This is a genomic window from Terriglobia bacterium (genome assembly GCA_020072645.1).
Classification (GTDB): Bacteria; Acidobacteriota; Terriglobia; order Terriglobales; family Acidobacteriaceae; genus Angelobacter.
Genome location: JAIQGK010000001.1, coordinates 333,171 through 358,808, shown reverse-complemented (window position 1 = coordinate 358,808; position 25,638 = coordinate 333,171). Strand labels below are relative to the sequence as shown.

The 25,638-nt window shown below is 56.6% G+C and carries 16 protein-coding genes; 3 read left to right on the top strand and 13 right to left on the bottom strand.

From position 1 onward, the window contains the following. Window positions 1-215 precede the first annotated feature (215 nt). From LAO76_01520 to LAO76_01490, 7 genes are all read right to left on the bottom strand, one after another. Complete coding sequence (locus LAO76_01520) at window positions 216-1,247, bottom strand: GHMP kinase (GenBank protein ID MBZ5489594.1); 1,032 nt, start codon at window positions 1,245-1,247, stop codon at window positions 216-218. Window positions 1,248-1,249: 2 nt separating this feature from the next. Beyond that, the gene (locus tag LAO76_01515) at window positions 1,250-2,203 is read right to left on the bottom strand and encodes an acetyl-CoA carboxylase carboxyltransferase subunit alpha (protein MBZ5489593.1); all 954 of its coding nucleotides are present in this window, start codon (window positions 2,201-2,203) and stop codon (window positions 1,250-1,252) included. Window positions 2,204-2,216: 13 nt separating this feature from the next. Then, window positions 2,217-5,684: a DNA polymerase III subunit alpha gene (gene dnaE, locus LAO76_01510; GenBank protein MBZ5489592.1), complete on the bottom strand. Its 3,468-nt coding sequence runs from the start codon at window positions 5,682-5,684 to the stop codon at window positions 2,217-2,219. Window positions 5,685-6,074: 390 nt separating this feature from the next. Continuing rightward, window positions 6,075-6,677, bottom strand: a complete 603-nt coding sequence (locus LAO76_01505) for a hypothetical protein (protein ID MBZ5489591.1) — start codon at window positions 6,675-6,677, stop codon at window positions 6,075-6,077. A gap of 186 nt (window positions 6,678-6,863) precedes the next feature. Beyond that, complete coding sequence (locus LAO76_01500) at window positions 6,864-7,928, bottom strand: hypothetical protein (GenBank protein MBZ5489590.1); 1,065 nt, start codon at window positions 7,926-7,928, stop codon at window positions 6,864-6,866. A 111-nt stretch (window positions 7,929-8,039) separates the two neighbouring features. Then, window positions 8,040-11,558: a CHAT domain-containing protein gene (locus tag LAO76_01495; GenBank protein ID MBZ5489589.1), complete on the bottom strand. Its 3,519-nt coding sequence runs from the start codon at window positions 11,556-11,558 to the stop codon at window positions 8,040-8,042. Between the two features lie 236 nt (window positions 11,559-11,794). Then, window positions 11,795-12,457: a hypothetical protein gene (locus LAO76_01490; protein MBZ5489588.1), complete on the bottom strand. Its 663-nt coding sequence runs from the start codon at window positions 12,455-12,457 to the stop codon at window positions 11,795-11,797. Window positions 12,458-12,967: 510 nt separating this feature from the next. Here LAO76_01490 and LAO76_01485 point away from each other — a divergent pair. From LAO76_01485 to LAO76_01475, 3 genes are read left to right on the top strand one after another with little or no spacing between them, the layout of a single operon-like run. Then, the gene (locus tag LAO76_01485) at window positions 12,968-14,977 is read left to right on the top strand and encodes a hypothetical protein (GenBank protein MBZ5489587.1); all 2,010 of its coding nucleotides are present in this window, start codon (window positions 12,968-12,970) and stop codon (window positions 14,975-14,977) included. 1 nt (window position 14,978) lies between these two features. Beyond that, window positions 14,979-15,311, top strand: a complete 333-nt coding sequence (locus LAO76_01480) for a hypothetical protein (GenBank protein MBZ5489586.1) — start codon at window positions 14,979-14,981, stop codon at window positions 15,309-15,311. A 9-nt stretch (window positions 15,312-15,320) separates the two neighbouring features. After that, window positions 15,321-15,569 carry a hypothetical protein gene (locus LAO76_01475; GenBank protein MBZ5489585.1) on the top strand — a complete coding sequence of 83 codons (249 nt, stop codon included), beginning with the start codon at window positions 15,321-15,323 and terminating at the stop codon, window positions 15,567-15,569. Window positions 15,570-15,965: 396 nt separating this feature from the next. Here the strand turns inward: LAO76_01475 and LAO76_01470 are convergent, their stop codons facing one another. The 6 genes from LAO76_01470 to LAO76_01445 form a co-directional block, all read right to left on the bottom strand. Then, window positions 15,966-17,903, bottom strand: a complete 1,938-nt coding sequence (locus LAO76_01470) for a RiPP maturation radical SAM C-methyltransferase (GenBank protein MBZ5489584.1) — start codon at window positions 17,901-17,903, stop codon at window positions 15,966-15,968. Window positions 17,904-18,106: 203 nt separating this feature from the next. Continuing rightward, window positions 18,107-20,518 carry an ADOP family duplicated permease gene (locus tag LAO76_01465; protein MBZ5489583.1) on the bottom strand — a complete coding sequence of 804 codons (2,412 nt, stop codon included), beginning with the start codon at window positions 20,516-20,518 and terminating at the stop codon, window positions 18,107-18,109. A gap of 112 nt (window positions 20,519-20,630) precedes the next feature. Next, window positions 20,631-21,866, bottom strand: a complete 1,236-nt coding sequence (locus LAO76_01460; protein ID MBZ5489582.1) for an insulinase family protein — start codon at window positions 21,864-21,866, stop codon at window positions 20,631-20,633. 212 nt (window positions 21,867-22,078) lie between these two features. Further along, window positions 22,079-23,395 (bottom strand): insulinase family protein, encoded by a 1,317-nt coding sequence (locus tag LAO76_01455; GenBank protein MBZ5489581.1) that lies wholly within the window; start codon window positions 23,393-23,395, stop codon window positions 22,079-22,081. Beyond that, the gene (locus tag LAO76_01450; protein MBZ5489580.1) at window positions 23,392-24,120 is read right to left on the bottom strand and encodes an ABC transporter ATP-binding protein; all 729 of its coding nucleotides are present in this window, start codon (window positions 24,118-24,120) and stop codon (window positions 23,392-23,394) included. The genes LAO76_01455 and LAO76_01450 overlap by 4 nt, the downstream gene beginning before the upstream one ends. 27 nt (window positions 24,121-24,147) lie before the next feature. Beyond that, window positions 24,148-25,626 carry an ABC transporter permease gene (locus tag LAO76_01445; GenBank protein ID MBZ5489579.1) on the bottom strand — a complete coding sequence of 493 codons (1,479 nt, stop codon included), beginning with the start codon at window positions 25,624-25,626 and terminating at the stop codon, window positions 24,148-24,150. Between the last annotated feature and the right edge of the window lie 12 nt (window positions 25,627-25,638).

The following is a 25,638-nucleotide window of genomic DNA, read 5'->3' as shown; positions in this document are numbered from 1 at the left end:
CGCCAATCTGGGATGACCCGGGGAGGGGGAGAGGTAAGGCAAGATCGCCGACAACGCCGACATCGCGCGACATCGGAAAAGCAAACCCGTGGAACTCCACGCCAATTGAGGCAGAATCTCTGAAGTCCACGCCAATCTGGGATGATCTGGGATACACCCCTCGCAAGTCTACGCCAATCTGGGATGACCGGGGAGGGGGGAGGGGCCGTGCGGAGTTACTCTGCCCCGAGCGACCGGCCGCTCACGGTCAATCCGTCCCTGGCCACCATGGCGGGCAGCACATGGCCTCCATAACTCCGGATGGCCGCCGAGATATGCTCGCGGTTCTCCGGTTCCGTGAGAAAGACCACACACCCGCCGCCGCCCGCGCCGCATACCTTGGCCGCCAGCGCCCCCTGCCGAAGGGCCACGGCAATAAGTTTTTCAATCATGGGAGTGGTGATCTTTGGAGCGTTCGTCTTGCGCAGCTTCCACTCTTCGCGGATCAGCTTGGCCACCTGTTTCCAGTCGGCCATGGAAAGCGCGTGATGCATGGCGCGCGCGATTTCGCCGATCCGCTCAAAGTTGTGGAAGATTTTCTTGTCGCCATTGATGTGCGCTTTGAATACTTCCCAATTGTTGATCCCCGATTTGCGCGGCGCTCCCGTATAGACCAGCACAAAGCGGCGGTCCAGCTCTTCCGGGGCAACGCGCACCGCGGTGTGATGAATGCCATCGGGATCAAGATGAATTGCGCTCACCCCACCATACAAAGCGGGATAGTAATCCTGGCATCCGGTGGGGACTTTGATGAGCTGCGCTTCAACGTTTTGTGCGATGACTCGCATCTGTTCGCGGTCGAGCTTTTTGCCGGTGTACTTGGCCAGCGCCGCCGTGGTGGCGATCATCAACGCGGAAGAGCCGGAAATGCCTGCTCCCGCCGGAGATTCCGAGTGCGTCTCGATTTCAAACCCGCCATCGGGGGCAAAAAAACGCGCCAAGTATCCGGCGAGAGGATGTTTGAACCTATGTGCGGCGCACAGCTCGCCAAAGTTGCGGAATTCCTCTTCTACTTTCGTGTCCAGCGATTTCAAGCGGATTTTGTCGTCAGTGAGGCGGGTCACTTTGCAGCGCGTGAGGATGTTTACGGCAAAATTTACCGTGACCGCGCCGGGATGAAAAAGGTAGAGCGGCCAAAGGTCAAGCGTGCCGCCTGCCAGGTCAACCCGGCAGGGCGCATGCGCGACGATCGTACCGGGAGGAGGCAAATTTATTCCGTATAAAACTGGGCCATCTGGCGGAACTTTTTGTAACGGCCGTCAAGGAGCTGCTGCACCGGCTGGTGTTTCAGCTCGTTAAAATGCTTGAAAAGGACTTCATCCACCAGGGCGGCTGCGGCGTCATGGTCCAGGTGCGCGCCGCCGTCGGGCTCGGGAATGATCTCGTCGATGATTGCCATTTCCTTCAGATCAGGGGCCGTAATACGCAACGCCTGCGCCGCGATCTCCTTCTTGGACGCATCGCGCCACATGATGGAAGCGCAACCTTCAGGCGAAATAACGGAATAAACCGAGTTCTCCATCATGAAGACGCGGTCCGCCACGGCAATGGCCAGCGCGCCGCCGCTGCCTCCTTCGCCTGTGATGGTGGTGATGATTGGCACTTCAATTCGCGCCATCTCCCGCAGGTTGCGCGCAATAGCTTCCGCCTGGCCGCGCTCTTCTGCTCCCAGACCGGGATATGCGCCAGGAGTATCGACAAACGTAAAGATAGGACGGCCAAATTTTTCGGCCATCTTCATGCAGCGCAGCGCCTTGCGATAACCTTCCGGATTGGCCTGTCCGAAATTGCGGTAAACGCGCTGCTTGGTATCACGGCCTTTCTGATGGCCAATGACCATTACGTTTTCGCCGCGATAACGTGCCATGCCGCACATGATTGCCACGTCGTCGCCAAAACCGCGATCACCGTGGATCTCACTCCAGTCGGTGAAAAGGCGGTCCACGTAGTCCATGGTGAAGGGACGCTGAGAGTGCCGGGCCAGCTCTGTCTTTTGCCAGGCATTTACGTGAAGGCGTATCTGTTCGCGCAGAAAATTGATCTGGTGTTGCAGGTGCTTCAATTGCAGGCGGGCTTCATGGTCAGCGCCGGCGCGCGTTTCTAACTGGGCAACCTGCCCTTCAATGACCTCTAACTGGCGCTGCGCTTTCACTGCTGGATCCAACGAAGACTCCTGGCTAATCAATGACCCTGACCGCGCCGCGACCTATCAATTCTTCCACGCGCGCAATAAAACTGCGGTCTGGACAAATATTATATCTTTCCGCTTCCATCACTACCATGAAGTCGCCGGTACGTTCCACGTCAAACAACACCTTGGCCTCGCCTTTGCGCTCATCACAAATGGCATGCAGGGCGTCCACGGTGGCTTCCGTAGCGGTATCCAGCGGCACGCGGATGCGTATAGAGCGCGGCAGCTTGGGCTTGGCTTCTTCCAGCGGGGTAAGCCCGGTGATGATGACCTTGGGATTTGAGCCTTCTTCCACGCGCACGCTTGCGCGCACCAGCATGGGAATTTCCTGCTTCAGGATGGTTGCCAGCCGTTTATAGGCGTCGGGGAAGACCACGGCTTCAATGGTCCCGGTCATGTCTTCCAGAACGGCTTGCGCGTAAAGATCGCCCTTGCGCGATTTCAGCACGCGCACGTTGGAAACCATACCGGCGGTGTTGATCTCGTCGCGGTCCGTTCCCTTGGTCATGGCGCTGATGGTTTCGACCGATAGGGCACGAAAATCTTCCAGTTTGTCTTTATACTTCTCCAGAGGGTGACCGGTGATGAAGAAGCCGAGCACTTCTTTTTCATTGGCAAGGCGCTGATGCTCATCCCATTCAGGAACGTTGGGCAGCTTCTCGCCTGTGCCGTTCGACTCTTCTTCCTGAAACACGCCAAACAAACCATGCTGGCCCATTTCCGCGTCGCGTTGCGTCTTCTGCGCCCGCTCCATGGCTTTGTCCAATACGGCCATGATTTGTGCGCGATAGCCAAAGTCATCCAGTGCGCCAGCCTTGTTCAGAGATTCCAATACGCGCTTGTTCAGCAGGCGGAGATCGACTTTCTCGCAAAATTCAAAGATCGAGCTGAACCGTCCAAGCTCTTTGCGTGCCGAGGTGATCGATTCAATCGCGTTACGTCCAACGTTCTTGACTGCCGCAAGTCCAAAACGGATGGCGTTATCGTGCGGCGTGAAATAAGCGTCGCTCACGTTGATGTTGGGCGGCTCAACGGGAATTTCCATCTCGCGGCATTCATTGATGTACTTAACCACGTTGTCCGTGTTGCCCATCTGCGATGTCAGCAGCGCCGCCATGAACTCCACTGGATAATGCGTCTTGAGATATGCCGTCTGATAAGCCAGCAGAGCGTAAGCCGCGGAATGCGACTTGTTGAATCCGTACCCGGCGAACTGCTCCATCAGGTCAAAGATTTTGACAATCTTCTTTTCCGGGAAGCCCCGCTCCACCGCGCCTTTTACAAAACGCTGGCGTTGCGCTGTCATTTCGTCGATATTCTTCTTGCCCATCGCTCGACGCAGCAGATCGGCCTCACCCAGTGAATATCCGGCCAGTACGTTGGCAATCTGCATGACCTGTTCCTGATAGACGATAACGCCGAGCGTCTCTCTCAGCAGTTGTTCCAGCTGCGGCAGCTCGTACTCGACCTTCTTGCGTCCCCACTTGCGGTCAATAAAATCATCAATCATGCCGCCCTGGATCGGGCCGGGACGATAGAGCGCGTTGAGCGCGGTGAGGTCGTCAATCGAGTTGGGCTTGTAACGCCGCAGCACGTCCGTCATGCCGCCGGATTCAAACTGGAAGATGCCGGAGGTCAGTCCGGTGTGAAAAACGCTTTCGTAAGTCTTGGGATCGTCGAGCGGAATCTTTTCCAGATCAATGGCCGCGCCGCGCTGCGCAATCAGTTTGAGAGCATCATCGAGGATCGTGAGCGTGGTGAGCCCCAGGAAGTCCATCTTGAGCAGGCCCATCTTCTCGATCGCCTTCATGTCATAGGCGGTCACGATTTCGTCGTTCTTCGTTTTGTGCAGCGGAACCAGTTCCGTGAGCGGCTTGGGAGAGATCACCACGCCCGCGGCGTGCACGCCGGAGTTTCGTACCAGCCCTTCCAACTTGAGAGCGGTATCAATCAGCTCACGTACCTGAATTTCTTTCTCGTAGGCTTCTTGAAGCGGGCCGGGGTCATCGAGCACCTGCGGCAGCGTAATCCCGATGGTGTTGGGCACCATTTTGGCAATGCGATCCACGTCCGCATAAGGAATATCCATGGCGCGGCCCACGTCTTTAATGGCCGCTTTGGCCGCCATGGTGCCAAAGGTGATGATCTGGGCCACGTTTTCACGCCCGTATTTCTGCGTGACGTAGTTGATGACCTCTCCGCGGCGATTCATGCAGAAGTCGATATCGATATCAGGCAGCGACACTCGCTCGGGATTCAGGAATCGCTCAAACAGCAGCTCATGCTGGAGCGGATCAATATCCGTGATGCCCATGGCGTAAGCGACGAGCGCTCCTGCAGCCGATCCGCGGCCTGGGCCGACAGGAATGGAATGCTCACGCGCGTAGCGGATGAAGTCCCAGACGATCAGAAAGTATCCTGAGAACTTCATCTGCTGGATGATCGCGATTTCGCGCGCCAGGCGCTGGTCATAGTCAGTGCGCGACTTCTTCAAACGGCCCGCGGCTTCAATCACGCCCAGGCTTTCCCATCGCCGGGCAAAACCTTCGCGCGCAACGTGCTCAAAGTAGCTGTCCAACGTGTAACTATCAGGAACCGTAAATTCGGGGAAAGGATTCTTGACCTTGTTCAGCTTGAAGTTGCAGCGCTCGGCAATGGCCAGCGATTGCTTCAGCACGTCTTCCCGGCCGTTGAAGAGCTGCTTCATCTCATCGGCGGTCTTCACAAAGAATTGGTTGCCGTGGAACTTCAGCCGGTTCGTATCATTGACCGACTTGCCGGTCTGGACGCAGACCAGCACGTCCTGCGCGTGGGCATCGTCTTCACAGAGATAATGGCTGTCATTGGTGGCCACCATGGGAATGCCGAGCTCTTTTTCTATGCGCATCAGGTCGGCATGGATGCGGTGCTCTTCGGGCAGGCCCTGGTCCTGAATTTCCATGAAGAAATTGTCTTTGCCGAAGATCTCACGATAGAAGCTGGCAGCGCCGCGAGCGGCGTCGTACTTCCCTTCCAGCAGGTTTTCACAGACCTCGCCGGCCAGGCAGCCGCTCAAACCAATGAGGCCTTTGGAGTGTTCCGCCAGAAACTTTTTGCTGATGCGCGGCTTGTAATAGAAGCCGTGCATGCTGGCTTCCGACGTGATCTTGATCAGGTTGCGATAGCCCTCTTCGTTTTCCGCCAGCACCAGCAGATGGTTATAGGTATCGCCTTCAGGCGGCGCCCGATGGTCGTCTTTCTTGCAGACATAGAGCTCGCACCCGACGATCGGCTTGATGCCGGCTTTGGTCGCCTCGTCTACAAACTCCACCGTGCCATAAATATTTCCGTGGTCGGTCATGGCCACAGCGGTCTGCCCGACATCCTTCACACGCTTAATCAGGCCTGGGACGCCGCAGGCCCCATCCAGCAGGGAGTAATCAGTATGAAGGTGAAGATGGACGAATTCAGACATGGACTCTGCCATCAATTATAGCGAGCTATGCGGCTGTGTGCTTCTGCGTAAGTGTGTGGAAAACAAGGAAATTGCCATCGATGCCAGGAGTACCAAAGAATCCAAATCGAGAAACCCATCCCAAAGGTTGGATTGCTGAATACATTCCTTATGACCCTTGTTCCAGCAGGTGATTAAAAAGCTGGCGGGGACGCCTGAACCGCTGCCAAAGGCGATGTTCCGCAGGATCCGGACTTCGCCGGGGTCCAACCCAAGGGATCATGGAACCCAATCTGAATCGCGCTCAAATGCTTAATCGCAGAGCCATAATGAGTACTCAAGAAAAAGCACGCTGCGAGATGGCTGAAGGCAAACCGGAAACATTAGTCGCGGCGAGGGCAATCGAACCTCTTAGGGTTTCTTTTTAGCCATAGCAACCTCCGCGGGGGGCTTCGACGTATTTTCATCCCTGGCCCGGCGGGGCTTGGCCGGATCAGAGTCCTGGCACGTCACGGTGAAAGATGCCTTCTCCGATTCGCTGTTGCCGGGAGCAAGGATCCGCAGCTTGGCCCATGCGTCTGTGTGTGACTGCTGGATCCGCCACACTGCCTTGATCTCCTGGGTTTCGGGGCCGGCGAATTCAAGCGGCACAGCATTCGTCTTGGATCCGTTGCTGAATTCAACTTCATAGAAGACCGTGCCAGGCCCACTGGCCTCGATATGCCCGGGAAATTCAAATTTGAAGGGACAAGGCCCGTCATACACGGTGCTGGCCGCGTGAAAATCCACTCGCATTACCTTCATTTGCGCGATGTGCTGGTGCGTATGCATCCACAGCCCGGAAAACAGCAGAACCGGGCCGAGCACCGCCGCGCCGATTCTTCCCGCCTTTCCGGGCCGGATCAACCATATGTCCCCGACCACTGCCAGCGCCATGAAAGCGAGCCCGGTGAGCACAAATAAGTTGTCTGAACTGCATTCCGTAAGAACTTTCAGTATGTCGCCCGCAGACATAAAATTGACCCCTGGGAGCTGGCGGAGGCTCCATTCCTCCGGCGCTCAACCCACTCCCGCGTGTGAATGGGGTAAAGACCTGTTATGAAAAACGGCAGTGGCCCGTTATTCCCCAATCCTCGAAAAATTGTTTTCCCACCTGCCCCGTGTAGTGGAGATACGGCAGGACCGCATCTCCTCCACGCGTCATTGGTTGATCGCATTGATCGCGCCTGCCCTGCAATCCGTCAATGAAGTGACGGGAACAAGGCGAGGTTGGGGCATCGAGTAGCGCTGCACGGCAGAGATAAACATCGAATTTCCGCCTGCTCCCGTTCCGCAAGCCTTCACATCTACCTGCAACAGCCGGTGCTTTTCTAAATCGCGAGCGTTACCAGAAAACGCCCCAAGCAATTTGTTGTTGAAAAAGTCCAAGCCGTGCGCGGGCACATGAGGGTCACCGTCGCGTTGCGGGTACGGAAGGCCAACGCCAAAGAACAACTCGCTGATGGGATCATTGGAACACTGGAACTCTGCCTTTATGTGCTCCATAATGCGCTCTTTCTGTTCGCGATCAGCCGGCTTGCCATCAGCCTCTCTGGAAACGGATCCTTGCCCCTGGTCGGAACCTTTTATTTGCTCCTGAGTCCAGGTAAACATGTCGGCGCAGGAGAACGGATGCCTCTCGCCCAACTGGGATGAGTGCACCTTGACCTTCTTCAGGTCATCGAAGTCACGGACCCGGTATTGCAGAACGTGGCTGGTCGGCATCAGAGTCAACGTGTCTCCGGCCAGCAATGCCGGCTCTGCCGGAATGCGAAAGCTGATCAAGTCCGGCGCCGGAAGGTCCAGAGAGACGAAATAATCGTTCGGTCTGGGCTGCCACCCGCTGACTTGCAGCGTGAAGTCCGCGAAGCCCGCGTCGATATGCGGCATCCGTTCGCTTACCTCCAGGTTGTTCTCGTCCAGGGTGAACTGGTACTGGTTGCGCGTACCATTCACGCTCTCGGGGAAGATGTTCTTGTTGCCATGGTCGGAGCGGTTCGGATAACGAAATTCGTGTTCGTTGCTGTCGCTATAGGGCACGAATGCTTTGATCCTGTAGTGGTTTTTTGTGTCGATCACCACGGCAAAGGGGCCCTGCAGGATCACTTTTAGGGTTCCGCCTCGCGAAGAAGGGAAAAAAGGATGGTTCGAATGCTCATGGCGGCAGCCAAGCGCGCCGGCTACCGGCACGCTGAGCATGGCTTTTATCAAGCGGCGTCTGTTCATAACCTCTCCTGTACCATGAAAACTCATGCGCGATGAAAAGCTATGCAGAGTAGAACGGCAAGAAAGTGGTTTTCCCTAAACGCAAACGGCACGGCGGCGGAAAGATTTTTCTTAATTGGCTTTGCCGGTCAGGTAGAAGCCGGCCCAGTAATAAGGATGGGTACGTTCAGGGTGGGCCTTGCGAAACGCGCGGCGAGCGTGCTGAAGCGCCCGGGCCGGTGTTTCTCCCTGGGCCAGGAAGGTGTAAAAGCTCTCAAAAAGCTCGCCCGTGCTTTGGGAATCGACGTCCCAGCGGCTGGCGATTACATTGGGAACGCCGCCAGCCAGCAATGAGCGCACCAGGCTGTCCGGCCCTCCAAGACCGTTTTCGGAAAAGCCGCTGGAACAGGCCGCCAATACCACCAGACTCATCTTGTGCAGGCGCTGCGGAGTGAAATCTTTTGCCTGCAATGACCAATCCTCTGACATTTTCAGTCCTATTCCTTCGTCGCCCAGCATGCCATGGCTCACGACCAGCAGGGCAGCGCTAGTTTGCATCTTTTGGTCCAGCTTCTGCGGAGTCAGATCGGTGCCCATAAGAACTTCGTTGGAATAGGTCTGGCTGATTGCTCCCGCTGGCAGCGCGTGTCCGCGTAAGGCCTCATCTCCGGTCGGTGAGGCGTCCGCCACCAGAAATTTTTCCTTCGGCTTCAACGGCCCGGATTCGCGCAGGAATATCTCGGCCAGAATTCCGGGCGAGTGTAATACGACGCGGCCGTCTCCAAAGTCACTGCCGGCGGGGGTTTTCAGCGCGTCAATGGCAAAGGAAGGGAATGCATCGTCGAATTCTATCGCTACTGTACCGGAAGCAGGCAGGTCTGCGATCACGGGCCGCAAAAACAGCTTATAGAGCTCTGCTCCCTGTCTTTCCACTTCGCTTTCCAGCGAGTTCCTATTGCGGCAATTCATATTGAAGTCGCGGATGCTACCCAGCAGTTCGACCTGCTTCAGGTGAACGGATTCTCCCACCGTGCGTCCGTTCTTAACCAGCCAGATTTGCATCTGGTCTTCAAAGCTTGCATAGACGATATGCGGGTAAGCGGTCGGGGGGAGTGAGAGCGACCCCGCTTCCTCAATGCCCAGCAGGTGGCGGTTCTCCCGATCCAGAAGCCGGCTCTTTGACCATTCCCACACGGCCAGGGCCTTCTCGCTTTGACCTTTCTTCAGCAGAATCTGGACAATGCCGGCATAGATTTTGTTGGTTGCGAGCACCCACCTTAAGCGCGTGTCTTCGTCCGTGGAGTGTTTGAAAAATTCCTGAGCCACGTCAAGTCCGTGCTGGTAATCCTCGGTGGCTTCGTTAAACCCGCCTGACTGTAGCTTGGCATCGCCCCGGACACGGTAGAAATCCAGCTGGACGAAACTGTCCTGGGTTTGTGGCTTGTTGCCAAGCTGCTGCAGCGTAGAGAGCGCCTGCGACCACTGGTGGCGGCGCAACTCAAAGTCCGCCAGTTCGATGGCCGGCACCTCGAGAAAAACAGGGATCGCGGCTTTCCCGTCCTTAGCTCTTTCGATCAGTTCCCGCGCGTGCCGGCTCGTGGCTTCCGCAGCAGCGTCCTCGCCCAGCTCCCACTGCAGGTTCGCCAGCGCCGTATAAAGGAGCGCCTGGAACCTGAAATCATCTGGCCCAACCGAGGTCTCGAAGATCTCGATGGATTTGCGCAGATACGCCTCAGACGCGTGCAGATAACCGGAATCTGCGGCGATTAACCGCATCACGGCGTAAAACTGGTAGTAGCGTTCGGGAGAACACGAGTCCTTCCAGCATTGGGCCAGCCCCTCGCTCGCCGTTCTCCAGGCCTGCAGATAATAATGGTTCAGCCGGTCTAATCCCGCTTCCGCTCCTATGATTCGAAGGCTGAGTTCGGGAAATTTCTCGGCCTGGATGCTGCTGGCGTCAAGGCCATCTTGGGCGGACTTACTCTTGAACTCGCGGGTAGCGCATATGGCTTTCTCCAGCGCGAGCTGCCCGCGCAGCCAATGGTAGGGCGTGGCGTCGACTCTGGGCAAGACCTTTTCTACTTGCTCCAGACATTTGGCGCTATTCAGCTCCCTCTGCAATGCGTAAATTTCCTGATACTGCGCCAGCAACTCACCGGCAGGATTTCCACTCCTGCGGAAGAGTTCGGCAGCTTTCCGTGAGCAGCCGATGGCCTCTGTTTGCTTATCGTTTTTATTGTCCGCAAAAGCGGCGCTTAACGCCCGAATGGCTGCCAGCCGCTCATCTTCCCCATTTTTGCCAGGGCAATCGAAGGCCTCTGTCTGCTTGCTGTTTGAGGCAAAAGCGGCGTTCAACGCCCGCACTTTGGGAAGCCGGCCCTGTCCCACGGAACTCAATAAATCCGCCAGCATGGGATCGGAATGCTGCTGCCTGAGATTCTCCGCGATGTTGCGCGCGGCCTTTCCCGCTTCGCTCGCGGGGCCCTCGAATGCCTGCCGCAGCCAACCCCGCTCGAACCCGATCGGCAAATACTGCTCCACATCGCGGCTTACTGCCGGCTCGCGGACATGCTGGTTATAGTCGAAGAGATTCAGGTAGACCGCATGCGGGGGAGCTTTCTTCTTGTTGTCGTCTTCCAGATGGCGCCGGACATCGTCCGCCCAGGCCCCCGCGGGATCAGCTTTCAGATACTCTTCCCATTTGGGGATCGCCAAATCCAACTTGTTCTCTGTTTGGTAAGTCAGCGCAAGGTTATACAACGCTGTCTTTCTTTCTTCTGGCGTCGGCGCTGGATTGGTGCTCGCAAGAACTTTCTCCAGTTCGTCGGTGGTCTTCCTGAAGTCCGGCTTGTGCTTTTTGGGGTCCTGCTCCGCACGCAGTTTTTCTTCTTCGAAGTGAGTGACAGCCAGGTCGATGTCCAGGCTGAAATCCTTCATCCCCATGGACTGCGCCCGCAGGAAGGACTGCTCCGCCTTTTCCGGATTATGGGGATACTTCAGCAGGAGAATGCGTCCTTCGATCTGTAACCATCGCGGGTCTACTTTGTCACCGGAAGCCAAACTGGAGGGAAGCATGGCTACGGCTTTGTTCAGCTTCCAGCCCAGGTCCTCCACTTCTCCGGAACCCATCGTTTGGACGCCTTGATCGAGTGGACCAGCCTTCACTCCGGTCAATCGCCCCGGGATCGTCCGCTTTTGCGCGTAAGCAGCGGAGATCGTCCCCTTGGCCTGCCAGAGTTGCCACCAATTCATAATCGCCGGCCCGCGCGTGATCCCGATCCCCACAAGCAAGGTGGCCAAGGCTCCCGCGGTGGCGCGTATGGGAAAGAAAGAAGGCTTGCCGTCTTCTCTGGGAGGAAACACCCGTACAAGTATCTTTCTCCAGAGGGGGCGGACGCTGGCGGCGAGATCCGTCGCTTTTTTCTGCTGCCATTGCGGCTGCGCCGAAGGCATCTGAGCGATGATCATCTCAATCTCGGGTGAAAGTTCCTCGGAAAAATCTTCCAGGTACTGTTTCAGGAGGGAGCCACAGTAATCGCACTGCGATGCATGTTGCAGAACGCGGGTGGAAGTTTCAGGAGAGGCCATCTGTGCGGCCACTTCCTGCAAATCCCTTTCTTTCTCGCAGTCGGCGTTTGGCTTTGGCCTCATGGCGTCTGCCTCCCCAATTCTGAACTGGGTCCGTTGCCATTCCAGCAACCGCTCCAGACAGGATTCACACTGGGAAAGATGTGCCTCAACGTCCTCGGGGCCGCTGCCAGGGGCGGTGCCCGCGCATTCTCGTATCTGCTGCTCGCTTAGATGTCCCGACTGCTGATTCACTCTTGCCTCACATCCGATAAACGTAACCAAACCATTTCGCCCTACAAATATCGTATCTTATTGTTTTAAAGGCATTTCTCCCGTACCAGGCGGGACAGCTTAGCCAGAGTGTTCTCCACCTTTCTGACGTTCATCTGATACACGCGGGCCAGGTCCGCAGCCGTGACTTTGAAACTGAAGAAGAGCAGGAACATGGCGATGTTACGAGTAGAGTCCGACTCGTCACGGGTGAGTTTTGCCAGGCATCGGGTTACCTGCTCGCGAAAAACATTGTGCAGTATCTTTTTCTCGGTATGATCCAGATTGGGAAGGGGTGGGCCCGGCTTGTCCAGCGGAACTTCCTGGCCGGCGTTCCATTTTTCTGACAGGTGCTTGCGAACAATATCTTGGGCCGCAGTCAAGGCTGTGACCTGCAATAGTCCGCGCAATGCTCCATCGTGCCGCCATTCCAACTCGCGCAACGCTCTGTAATTGTTCGTACAAATTCGCGTCAGTGCGTCCTGCTCCCCATCCTCAATCAGGTTCGGGAGCGAAATTGTCGCATGCGTTGTCAAAGGAGAACGGCGGATAGTCTTGGCCACAACCCCGGCAAGAAGACGATGGAAGCGCCGCAGAAATTCTTTCCACGCATCCTCGTTTCCCTGAAGACACAATTCAACCAACTCGCGGTCTGGGAGCTCTTGCCAGTTCATCTCGGGCGAATATTGTTCGGCGAGATTGTATCTCACGAAACGATCAGCCGCTTATATTTCCTTATACAGGCGGGTTTACAGCTTTGGTGAACCAGGCAAGCGTGGCTGGATTATTAAAATATCTTTAATTGGAGAATAGGCTGTCAGATAGCAAGCAGTAGGTAGTCAAGCTTTAGTCATGGCTGACGAGCAGTCCGAAGGTGCGATCTTTCTCATACCTTCAAACTTGATGAATGCGATGTTCCCAATTCTCTACGTCGATGACAAATGGCTCAACTACTTCGAGGGGGGAACAGCTTTGCGGAGCTTCTGCGTTCTTTGCGTAATCGATTAGGCACTTACCAAGTCCACAATGTTGCTCACCTGCAACTATCCATCTGATTCGGCGGCTTGCACCGCTGGTGCGGGCCCTAAAAATTGCTCACTTCCAGTTTAGGGAAAATTGCTTCTGCTGCGTTTCTCTTTCACAAGTACACACAGTTCTTAGCCCAGGAACAGAAAAGGAACATGAGTGTATGGACTATGTGACCGGAGGAAACAGAAAAGATGAGTAACGTGAGTTCAACAGAAAGCATCATCAGCCGATTGGCCGCACAGGCCGATGCAATGGGACGACTGGCCCAGGATAGCGGCGCGTTTGCCGCGACCGTGGCAGCCTTCGAGTCCAAAGATGCCAACGCTTTTCGCTGGGTATTGGAGCGGCAGGAGATGCTGCCTTACTGCGAGCTGATTTGCGAATGGGTGCGAATCAAGCTGTGCGCGCTGCGTTGCGCCGAAATATGCCGCCCGCTGCCGGAGAAGACAACCAAGCTGCCCAGCCTGCAGCATTTTGCCCGCGCAGTTGCGGACCTGTCTGCAAAAGAAGAATCATTGCGCCGCCTGGTGGACGCAGTCGCCTGCGGCGATGGAAGCGCCTACCATGCGATTCTGGCGGAACTCAAGCTGGGGGAATTCTGCCAGCTTCTATGCCACTGGATTTGCGCCATCGGCTACCGCCGCATCTGCGAGGTCGTATGCAGGGTGCAGCCGCCGATCTTTGTCGATCCTGTCCACGAGATTCGCGCAGCGGGAAGGGCCCTGGGCGAGCTGGTTGCCAATGAAAAAGCATTCAGCGCGATTGAAAAAGCCGCACTCGCCGGCAACTGCGAAGTGCTGCGCTCCGCGATCACCCGGGCCGGCTTCATCCGCGGCTGCGAGGTCATCTGCCGCCTGATTTGCACGCATCGCTGTGTGCGCGTCTGCCGCGAATTTTGCGAGGTCTTTCCGATCGCGGTCCTTCGGGGCGCTCTGGCTATCGAAGAGGCGCAGAACTTCGCCCTGGCGGCCCGGCAACTGGCAGGCCATCCGCGCGAGTTGTATGACTTGGTGAACGCCGTACAGACCGGCAACGTGGAGGCGTACCGCGAAATCGTCGCCCGCTTCGGCTTTGGTCCATACTGCTGGCAGGTCTGCTCCTGGATCTGCACGGTTTCGTGCCACGAATTCTGCTTCTGCGTCTGCCCGCCGCCAGGAACACACCCCTGGTTCACATCGGTGGGTTATTTCGATATTTCCGGGGACATCAATCCTGGAACCGGCAAGACGAACAAGAGTCTGCCTTTCCCCTCTTTGGGGACCGGAGGCGGGCCCAACTATGCTTTCTATGGAGCGCTGCAATTGGGCGGCTTCTGCCCCATCGACTCTCCGACCACGCCCGGAGAGAAGATGAAGTATCGCTTTCTTTATAACGACGGCTCCGGCGACAAGCCCATCACCGGAAACTTGGTCAGCCCGGTCAAGGCGGGTGAGCGGCAAATCTTGTGGCCGACGATAGATGGCGCAGGCAATGCCACTGGAACTTTTGTGACGATTTTCCAGGATATCATTATCCAATCGAGCCCGCTGCCGCCTGACCCGACTCCGCCAGCGGTTGGCCATACCTGGGTAGCGCCGAAGCATTACATCGCGCCGGATCCCACAACCGGATGGATCGAGGTAGATCCGAGCGTTATAGGCGGTGGGTTCAAGACCCTGCTTGGCTTTGACACTGCGCAAGTGGTTCCCGGAGGGCCGCCGCTTCCTGGCGTGCCGGCCGGAACTGCCGTGCCTGCGGCCGCGCAGAGGGCGGGCCAGGATCTCTCTATCACCTTTGAAGCCGCGCGGCTGGGCGCTTCGACCGCAGACTTCTCCAACTCGCTCGACAAGATCCACATCAACAACTGGTTGGAGGTCATTGAATTGAATTTCGCTGAGTTCGTCACCGGGTGCTGCACGCCCATCGACAAGAAACTCTCCGTGCAGTTCACCGTTGATCATGAAGAGATGGATTCCGGTTCCTGGGGACTCTCCATCACCAGTTGCAGTCCGTCTGCTCCGGGCAACATCACTCCTACTACGTCAGGTCCGGGAGTTACGGTGAGTGCTCGCGGCGGCTCAGGCACAATTGTGGAAGACACTACCAGCTGGTCAAACTGTTCCTACACTGTTGACCTTGGCGTCCGCGCTGGCCTCACTACCGGCCTGCGTGATAATGAAGGTCAGAGCATCCCACTGACCTTCGCGATCTGCGGACACTGAGATGTTTCACTTTGTCCTGGCCGTCTTCGCAACCTGGCGGGTCACGCACCTGCTGGCGCGCGAAGACGGTCCAGCCGGACTGATTTACCGACTTCGCGCCCTCTTGGGCCGCGGCCTTGCCGGTGAGCTGATGGATTGCTTCAAGTGCCTCAGCCTCTGGATTGCGGCCCCGGCAGCGCTCTACATTTCACGCCACCTAGTGGAGTGGTTATTCGTCTGGCTGGCTCTTTCTGGTTGTGCCTGCATGTTGGAGCGCATCGGGACGGAGCCGGTGATCATTGAACCAATTTCTCAATCCACGGAAGGAGCTACCCACGATGTGTTGCGGTCATAGACGATCAGAATGGCAAAGCAGCCAGGCGCCAACGCGCAGCATCCAGAGACCTACACTGACGGAGCGCGGGAAAAGCAGCGTCCGCCCAGTTGCGGCGGCAGCAACGCCGAACTCTCCTGGCAATTCGCAAACAACAACCGGCTCTTCTGTAAAGATCCGCTCTGTGGAGGCATCGCCTATTCGGGTTCGTGGTCTCTTTACAGGACGCAGCTACGAATTTACCTCGTCGCAACCTGTTCAAACCGTCGATGCCCGTGACGCTGCTTCCCTTCTGAATACGCGGTATTTCAGGCTCGCAGAAAGCGAAACGGGACCATCGTAAGATCACATTTTGCCTGTGTAAGTCTTACGCGGGGACTACCAAAGTACGCGTAAGTCGCGCAAGACATCGTAGTCTGTGGGTTGAATTGTAGGTTGGGATTTTTCGGGTTTGCCGGGCAAGTCAGGACCGGGTGCGGAGCGCTGCGACTCACCCACTGAGATTCTTAATGACTGTTGTCGGATTTCTGACCAAGCTTCGCCTGTAATGTTCACCAGCGATTGTCGTCGATGATGCCAATCGATTCCCAGATGAACATCACATAACAAAACTCCGTAGGCATAATTTGGCACTACCGTTGAATACTTGAAAGCGGGCTGACGCATCGCGACGCATCAACCGGTAAGCCTGAATGCTTTCAAGCGGGGCTTGCGAACAGCCAGCGCCAAGTAGTGGTCATTCTCTTCAAACATGAGCTTGTTGGCACTCAAAGTCTGTAGCAAGCTGCGCAGGCGAGACTCATCCATGGATTTTCCATTCTTGTTGCACCATTCAAGGATGCTTTTGAAAGAGCGATGCTTGTCACAGAAGTCATAAATATCGGCTTGGACGTCTCGCAGCACGATTCGCCGCGTGGCTACGGGCGTGCCGGGGATCAGCGGCCGGTTGTCGTAGAGCACGCTGAACCCTTCTCCTTTTTCATAGACGAAGGTTGCCGGAGCCGCCTTCCACTCGTTGCAGGCAGCGATCATGGGTGAAATGTAGTCACCGCTGGAACCTGCTGCTTCATCGGAGATGGTATCGAAATAATAAGCAAAGCTCTCCAGGTCCATTTTTTCAGATGGATAAAGAAGGGAATAAACTTCCGCGGCCTTGAGTTTCAGCTTATATTTTTCGCGTTGCGAATGGTAAGGGCTGAACCGCTCCACGATCACAGGCGAAACCGAAAGCGGCGGCTGCAGGTGCGCAATGGAGCGCAGCAGCTCCGGCATTCCGGCATAATGCCTGGCTTGTTCGCCGGGAAAGCTATAAAGAATGTTCCAAACCACGTCAATCCCCTCTTCGCGGCACCATTTCAATAACTGAATATTCTGGATCGCCGTCACGCCCTTATTCATCTCGCGCAGCAGCTCGGAGTTGAAACTTTCGATTCCCGGCTGGATTGCCCTGATTCCTGAAGCAGCTAGCATGCGCACCTGCTCGCGCGAGAGGTTCGCCTTGATTTCATAGAAAATGGAGAGGTCCAGGTTGCGCTCCGCCAGGCGGGGCAGTAATTCCGTGAAGTAAAGCATGTCCAGGATATTGTCTACGGCGTAGAAATTGTTGCACTCGTACTCGCGCGAAAGGTGCAGGAGTTCATCATAAACGCGCGCCGGCGATTTCTTGCGGAACGCCATGGAATCGCGGTTCAGGCCGCAGAATGCGCAATGATGCTTCGCTCCCCACCAGCATCCACGCGAGGATTCAAACGGGAGTTTGACTTGGAACTTTGCCGGAATGCCTGCTTTTTTCACTGCAGTTATATAGTCGCTGTAATCGGGAACGGGCGAGTCATCCATCCGTGAGAGCGGTTGAGCGTTATGGTCTCCGGCGACAATCTGGCCGCCCTCGCGGAAGGAGACGCCATTTACAGGCACGAACCGCTTGCCCGCAAGCAGGTTCCTCAGGAGCTCCGGAAACGATTCTTCCGCCTCTCCGTGCACCACATAATCGATCCAGGGAAAGGCGCGAAGCAGTTGCAATCCCATACCAGCATCCACGTTGGCCCCGCCGAACACGATTGTTTTTTCTGGATACTTCTGTTTAAGACGCTGTGCCAGAAGCAATGATGCCTGCGTCTGGGCAAATGTGACGGAGAACCCGATCACATCGTATTTTTCCCACGGAACGCCTACCAGCGATTCCTCAAGGAATTCAGGGACGGTCTGTTCGGCCAGCCGGATGCATAGCTCTTCCGAGCCGCCCATCAGGTTTGTCAATTCATCGGCCAGCCGGCGGCCTTCCGGCGTGGACTTCAATGCGTGCCAGTCATTCTTGAATTCTTGTCCTACCGAAGCCGACAGCGCTCTGGAGAAGAACCATTCCGCGCTCAGCACGGAATTTCGCGCGATATGGTCATACCGCTTCAGACCGATCTTCTGCGCAAAATCGATGTTCAGGTAATGCACATCTGCGCTGCATCCGGTGCTGCGGACGCATTCTTTCAAAATGCCAAGAGCAATCGACCCACGAGTGAAAGATCCCCAGGGGGTATAGACCAGAGCAACTGCTCCGGAAGCTGGTATAGTACCGGACGGGACGGAGAAATTCGTAATATTTGCAAGGTTGTGCATGAATAGAAACTCCAAGAGAGATCGGGCAAACTAAGCGGAGCAACGCCGCCGCGCCCTCAAAAGCCGTTTTAGGTTTGCTATAGACCGTGTGGCACGGCCCACCAGAGCTCCCGGATTGAGCCGTTTTGCACAATCTGGGATGGAGCAGAGGCTAACCTGAATTTTCAAGGAGGAATGCCTCACCGCGGGGCGAGGCATCAGGGTTATTGTTCCTTAAGCATTTGCTGGGTATTGATTTTGACGGAAAAAAACGCGGGGACGACATTGGCCAGCAGCCCGGCGCCTATCAGTAACGCCGGAACCGCGATAAAGGTGGCCGGGTCCCAGACGGAAACGCCAAACAGGAATTTCCTCCACAGAAAAGCCACGCTGTAGGAAAGGGCCAAGCCGGCGGCGGCCCCGTACAGCACCGGCAGCAATCCTTTAAAGAGGACGAACCTGACAATCTGCTTCAAGTCCGCGCCTACAGCAATGCGTATGGCGATTTCCTTTCGTCTCTCGCGGACCATCGTGCTGGCCAGCGCATAGATGCCGATCATTGATAGCGCCAGCGCGATCAGAGACAGCGCCAGCACCAGCGACGCGCGGAGGCGAAAATTCTTCAGGGAATTTGCCAAGAGGTCGGAAGTCGTAGTGAACTCCACTACCCCGCCGGGCTGCAAGCCCGCAACCAGATTGCGGACCGGACCAATGAGGCTGGTGGGAGTAGCTTCGGTGCGCAGGATGATGCCCGCGTCCATCACCGCGCCCGGATGCTGGCTCAACGGAACATAAATGTGGGGCGAAGTCGCGGCGTTCAGTTGCATATCACGAACAGTGCCGCAAACGCCTACTACGGTGGCCCAATCCGCCTTGGGGTCGAGGCCGGTCAGCTTGATGCGCCTGCCGATGGGATCATGGTCGCGGAAATACTGTTTTCTCGTCTCGGCGTCTATCACGGCAACGGCCGTTGCGCCGGAGTTGTCGGAGTCGCTGAGGCCGCGCCCTTCCAGCACAGGAATCCCCATGGTATTGAAATACTCAGAGCTCACCACGCGGAAGTTAGCTCCGTTCTCCTGTCCTCCTCCGCTTTCTCCCGAGCCTTCGATGATGAAATTTCCGTTATGATCGTTGCCGGAAAAAGGCACATCATTCACCACGGCCGCCGAACGCACTCCGGCAATGCCGGAAACCTGTTGCAGCAGGGATTGATAAAACGTGACAGTATGTTGGGCCGCAGCTTCTTCAGAGCCCGGGACGGCCGGCAATGACAAGTTTGCCACCAGCATGTTGGCGTCACGCAGGCCGGAAGGCTGCGAAGCGACCTTGTCCCAGCTGTGAAGCAGCAAGCCGGCGCTCAGGCAAACTGCAAATGCGATTCCCACTTCAGCGGAAACCAGGGTGGTGCGCAGCCAGGATTGCTGCCGGTTTGTGGTAGAAGTCATAGGCGCACCCCTGACCACCGCGGCAGGGTTACTGCGACGGTGGTTGAACGCGGCCGCGATCACAGCGAGGCACGCTGCCAGCACGGCGATGACGAACGCGTACGCGCTGACTGCGCCGTCAATGCCCAGCGCTCCCACAGACGACCACGAGAGCGACCATTGCCGCAGAATCCGGATGGACACATAGGTTCCCAACAGTCCCACGCTTCCGCCAGCCACGGCAAGCAATACAGCTTCTCGTAAAAGATCTTTAACGATCATGTTGCGAGTGGCGCCAAAAGCTTCGCGGATCAGCAGTTCGTTCTGCCGCGTGAGCACCCGACTCAGGAAAAGATTGGCTAGGTTCGCCCCGGCAATGATCAGGACGCACAGCCCCACTCCGAAGGCCAGCAACAAAGCGGTCTTTTGTTCACCCAACAAGTGTTCCTGGAGCGTCTCCACTCGTACTCCAACTCCATGATTGGTAGTGGGGTATTTGGCCTGCAATTCGCGGGCGATTCCTTGCAGCTCCGACCCGGCTTCAGTGACGGAAGCGCCCGGCTTGAGCCGTCCGATCACGAAATCGTTATGGGCGCTGCGATCTGTTGAGCTGGGAAATATCTCGCGCGAGATCCAGATCTGTGTCTTGCCTGGAAATTCGAATGCAGGAGGCATTACGCCGATGACGGTGAAGTCCATGTCGAGGATGCGCAGGCTCTTGCCGATGGCCTCGGGTCGTCCCCCGAGTTGGTCTTTCCAGAAGCGATCGCTGACCAGCACGACCGGGGAACCATGCAACTGCTGCTCTTCCGCAGAGTATGTACGTCCCATGGCAGGCTGCACCTGCAGTACGTGGAAGAAGTCCCGGGAAACGCCGGTGCCTTCTACTCGCACCGGATAGCTGCCTCCCAAAACGGTGATGGGCTGGCCGCCGTAGCTTGCCAGGGATTCCAAGCCGTGGCTCATGGCTTGCCAGTCGGCCACGTCCGGTGAAGCGGCTGGTATGGAAGCCCCGCCGGAATTGGTTTCTGAAATATAAACCAGCTGTTCGGAGTGAGAATACGGCAGCGGGCGTATCACCATTCGGTATAAAAGCGCGAACAGAAGTGTACTTGCCGCCACGCCTATACCCAGCGTCAGCGCTATCATCAGGCTTTCTTTCCATGTGCGCCTGATCCTTCGAAAATCCTGTCTAATCACTTTCCAACTCATTGTTTACCTTATAGTTATCTTTAATGGGATGCTGATAGAATGATGGCTTGTTGTTTTATGATTGGATTATTAACTATTGTATAAACTTTTAATTCGTTCGTATATATAAAATTTACTTAATTTCATTCGCCCTTTTTGTGAAAAGAGCATTCACAGGAAGCGAGCTGCCCCTACCCAGCAGCGGTCCCAGGACTTTCTTATTGCCAATCACGATGATCTGCATCTGATTGGTATCCAGGTACTTCTGTGCCGCCTGCTGCACCCTTCGGGGGTTAATCGCCAATAATTCAAGCACATATTGCTGCTCGTGACCGGCTGCCCAGCCGTAAAGATACTGATTCATGACCGTTCCCAGGATCACATCCCGGTTTTCCAGGTCGAGAGCAAGGCCGCCAACGATGGCTTCTTTGGCTGCCTCCACTTCTTCTCTCGTGGGCCCACTGGTGCGAAGCGCTTCTACTTCGGCCGTAATCAATCCAAGCACATCGTGGACGCGCTCCGGAGCCAGGGCCGCCGTAATTGAAATGTGGTGCAGGTATTTCAGAGCGGTCAATGAGCTGTGTATATCGTAGGTATATCCTTTGGTCTGGCGGATCGGCCACAACCGTGAGCCGGGCCCTTCTCCCAGAATCCGGTTCAGAACAAGGCATGCGGCGTAGTCAAGGCTCAGACGCGAGACAGCAGGCTTGCCCAACACGAGGTAAGCCTGTTTCATTTGGGGATCGTCCACCAAGTGGACCGACTTTCCCGCCAGCGGGCGGTCGACCGTCTTCACCGCGTCCGCGGCAGCACAACCTTTCCAGGAAGAGAACAACTTCTGCAGCCTGGACTCCACGCCGGAGGCAGGCACTGGACTGATCACTCCTGCTGATGTCCGGCAGGGGCTGTAGTAAGTCTGATAAAACTTCTGGAGGTCGGCCACGGTCATCCGCTGCAGGCTCTCATCGTCAGGCCCGGTATTTTCGCGTGCATCTTCATAGAGGAGGTGCGCCAGCACGGAATCAGCCAGGTAATTCGGCGAGCTCTTCTGGTCTTGCAGCTTGGCCGTGCGGCGGAGCTTCCACTCCGCCAGGTTCTTCGCGGTGAATGCAGGCCGGGTCAGCGCATGGAACAGCTTGCCGGCCGCATAATCAAACGCTTCCACCGGGCCGCTGACACTGAATTCCGTAGTATAAGAACCGTAAGAAACGGAAGTTTCGAGCGTGGCCCCGTAGTCTTCCAAGTCTTGTTTTAGGGCATCATTGTCCCCGACAAGTAGTTTCGCTGTCGCCTCGGCAACGCCGGGAAGCCCGGGAGAATCGTTTACGCTGCTGGCAAGCACACGCACATGCAGAATGAAATGGGACATACCCGCGCTTTGCATCGTAACGAGGGAAATTCCATTCCTCAGCTTGCGCAAGCGGCTGGGCGGAAAGTGAAACCGGGGCATTCCCCCTAAATTTTCTGAAGGCCCGGTTCTTTCGATCCTGGACGGCACCTGCCCCGCAAAGAGCGGCAACGAGAAGGCGCAGAGAAATATGCCTAAGATTTTTCGCAACATAAATTAAGTTCTTGGATAGCTCATTTATTGGGTTTAACGAGAAGACTTACGTGCTCTTTGCCGAGCAGGTAATGGCCGGCCACGCCGGCAATCTGGCTGCCGGTTGCATGGCGGAGTTGATCGTTGGTGCTTTCAAGAATATCGGGAGCGTTGAAAAGCGCAGCGCCTGTGGCAATCTGCGTAGCGCGATAGCGAGAGCTCTCGTCTTTTTCCGCCTGCTCGCCTTCCAGGATCAGTTGTGCCCGGCGCAATTCCGCGGCAGTAATTCCGGTTTCGCGGATGCTCCGCAGAGCGGCGTCTATGGCGGCGCTGGCCTTTTCCGCGGCGTCGGGCCGCGCCAGCGTGACGATCAGGTAGTAAAGGCCGCCATCTTTACGGAATTCCATGTCACTTTTCACGGAGCTGGCGATTCTGGAATCGACCAGGGCCTGCTTCAGGCGGGCATGCTGGCTCTTCGTCAGAATGACATCCAGCAGCAGCAAGTCTGAAGCGGCCTTATCTCCCAGGCTCGGTGCCGGATAGGCAAAGTAAAGGCGGGCGGCGCGAGCCTGCTTGTCCGTGGTTTCAAACTGTCCATCGTGCGAGTGCGGCTCCACTTGACGCGGCACGGCGGCAAGATCGCTCGGCTGGCTGCCGCCGCCGAAGATGGCGTGAACGCTCTTCAGAAGTTGCGGGGCGGAGAAGTCTCCCACAATGGTTAACACCGCATTTTGCGGCCAATAATGCGTAGCAATGAATTCCCTGGCTTCCTGTAAGGTAATCTGCCGCAGGTCGGGCACGTAACCTATCACGGGATGCTGGTACGCCGTGGTGGAGGCGGCCAACTCATCCAGGTAATCTTCGGCCGCTCCATAAGGTTGGTCTTCGTGGTGTTGGACGCGCTCATTTTCCACAACCCCGGATTCCAGTTTGAATCCTTCCGGGGTGAACTCGCGGCCCTTCATCCGCTGGGCCTCATAGGCAAGCGCGGGCAGCAAAGCGGTGGAAGGCACCGTGGCGTAGAACCGGGTACTATCGCGCCCGGTGGTGGCGTTGAAAGTCCCTCCGCGGGACTGGATTAGCGCCGCGTAGCGGACAGACGCCTCTCCTGATCGGGTGAGCACCAGGTGTTCGCAAAAATGCGCCAGGCCGGTGCGATGAGGCGGATCATCCGCCGATCCAAATTTATAGAGCAGCACGTAAGACGCAACCGGCGCATGATGGTCTTCCACCAGGATCACTCGCATGCCATTTTCCAGGCGCTGGTCAAGACGCGCATTGTTTTGCACAAAAGCGTTTTGCGCAAGAGCTGGGAGAGCAAGGACAAGGATAAGGCTGAACAGGGATTTCGACATCATGCGGCCACCGTGGAGTGCTGCAAAGATTTATACAGCTGATTAAGATCGCGCCCCTCGAGTTCCTGCCGCGAAAATTCCGCTGCGAGTTTCCCCTCGCGCATGAACCCCGCGATATCGGCGATCTGCTCCACCGAGTTCAGGTCGTGGGTCACCATCAGGATCGCCCTGCCGTGATTGCGCTCACGCTGAATCACCTGGACAATTTCTTCCGCCGTCGCCGGATCGAGGCCGGACATGGGCTCATCCAGAATCAGGATTTTGCTCTTGCGGCTGACCGCAATGGCGAGAGCCAGTTTCTGCCGCATGCCTTTGCTGAAGCTGCTGACCCGAAGCTCTTCCGAACCGCCGGGCAGGCCTGCCTGGTTCAAAATGGCGTAATAATCGCTTCTTTCTAGGTGGTTCTGGCCGCCAAGACGGCTGAAGAATTCCAGGTTCTCGCGGGCAGAAAGATCACCATACAGTGAGACGCTTTCCGGCAAATACGCAATCGCCTGGCGCGCCAGCGCCGGTGCGCTCGAGACTTCGTGCGTCCCCACCCAGGCTTTGCCGGAGGTAGGAAGCAGCAGGCCGAGCAGGACCTTGAGCGTGGTGCTTTTACCTGCGCCATTGTGGCCGAGCAGGCAATAAACCTGCCCGGGACGGACGTCCAGCGACAAGTTGCTGACCGCCGCTTTTCCGTTGCTGTAAGACTTGCTGAGGTTTTGAATAACGATTCCGTGATGCACAGAAAAACCTTTCTTGGGAATAATCAGTTACCGAGATGTGGCCTTCACCGCGAAGAGCAGCAGGCCGGCGGTCCATGCCAGCAGGACCAGGAGAAATGGCGAAGCATCCAGCAAGCGCCTTGCCGCACCGCGCTGCTGGAACAGGAAACGCGGCCTGTCGTCTAGGCTTACGTGCGCGTTGAAGGGATCGCGGCCGCCGATCATGCGCGCTTTAGTAAAAATGTAGTCGACTGTCCGTATCTTGTAGTCCTTTTGCGACCGCTCAGCATGCGCCAAGTCCAGGTAGGACATACCCAGCAGGCGTGAAACCGTTTCTTTATAAGCCACGGCCGGCAAGAATGCCGTCGCGGCCAGCACAAAGCGGGTCTGCCGGGCGGTCTGGGCGCGAAGCTGTTCTTCCATTGAGTCGGCGCGGCCCTGGTAATCCGTCCACACGGACTGGATCACGTCCAGCACCCTGCTTTGCTCCTGATCCCACAAAGATCGAAATCCGGCGTCCTCGGCGCTCAAATGGCCTGCCACCTGGTCAATCTGTTGATCGGGCAAGGCGCGGAACTTGGCCGCGTTGTAGCCCGCGGGTTTGAGATAGCGTTCCAGTTGCGCATTGTCATCGTGGTAAACGGTGGCAATCTGCCCGTTCAGGTGCTGCTCTCTCTCATTTGTCAGAATGTGTTCAATCTGCTGGCGCTTCTGGGCAAAACCGGGAATCCTGGTGGCTTCTCCCAGGAGATGGGCCACCGCTGAAGGGAGAATGGTGCTGATCAGCATCCATAACCCAGCACAGCTCATCATGACTCGTGCGCGGGAGCAAGCCTTGGACGAAAGGGCCACGCCCAGTCCGGCGAGAGATCCCAGGTACAGGAGCGAAGCGAACGAGGAAAGCAGGAACTCGGAGATCCGGGCGTGATCAAAGGACAGCCCGGACAAGACCGCTGCCAGCCATGCCGTTGTCATACAGCAGGCCAGGATCGCTCCGGAGCAAACGGTGATGGCCAGCCATTTAGCAAGGACCAAGTGGCACGATGATGCTCCAGCGGTCACAAGCAACTCAAAGGTTCCGCTTTCTCGTTCACCGGAGAGAGCCACGGCGGCCATCAGCAAGGTGACAAGGCCGATTACCCAGATCACAACCGTCGTCAGGTCAAGTGACGGAAACATCTGCGACAGCGGGTTTGCGTTGAAAGCGGCTTCATGCACGGAGGCTTCCGTGGTTCCCACGTTGCGGGCCACTAGCGGAATGCCTTCATGAAAGACGGCCATGGGTTCCGGCGGGACCTGCGGCGGCGTCATGTCATAAAGACGGTTCAGCTCTCCTGTGTGCAGGATCTCCGCCTCATTCTTGCTCATCTCGGCCCGGTATTCATGGGACAGGGTGCTGTAGTCGGCAGCGCGCAGCCATGTTCCCGTTGCGGCAAGCGCCGCAACAGCCACCGTAGCCAGCAGGAGCCGGGGATCGCGGAACAGCCGCCGCAGTTCATGGGTAAAGAGAATGATAAAAGTATTCATTTTTTCTAGATG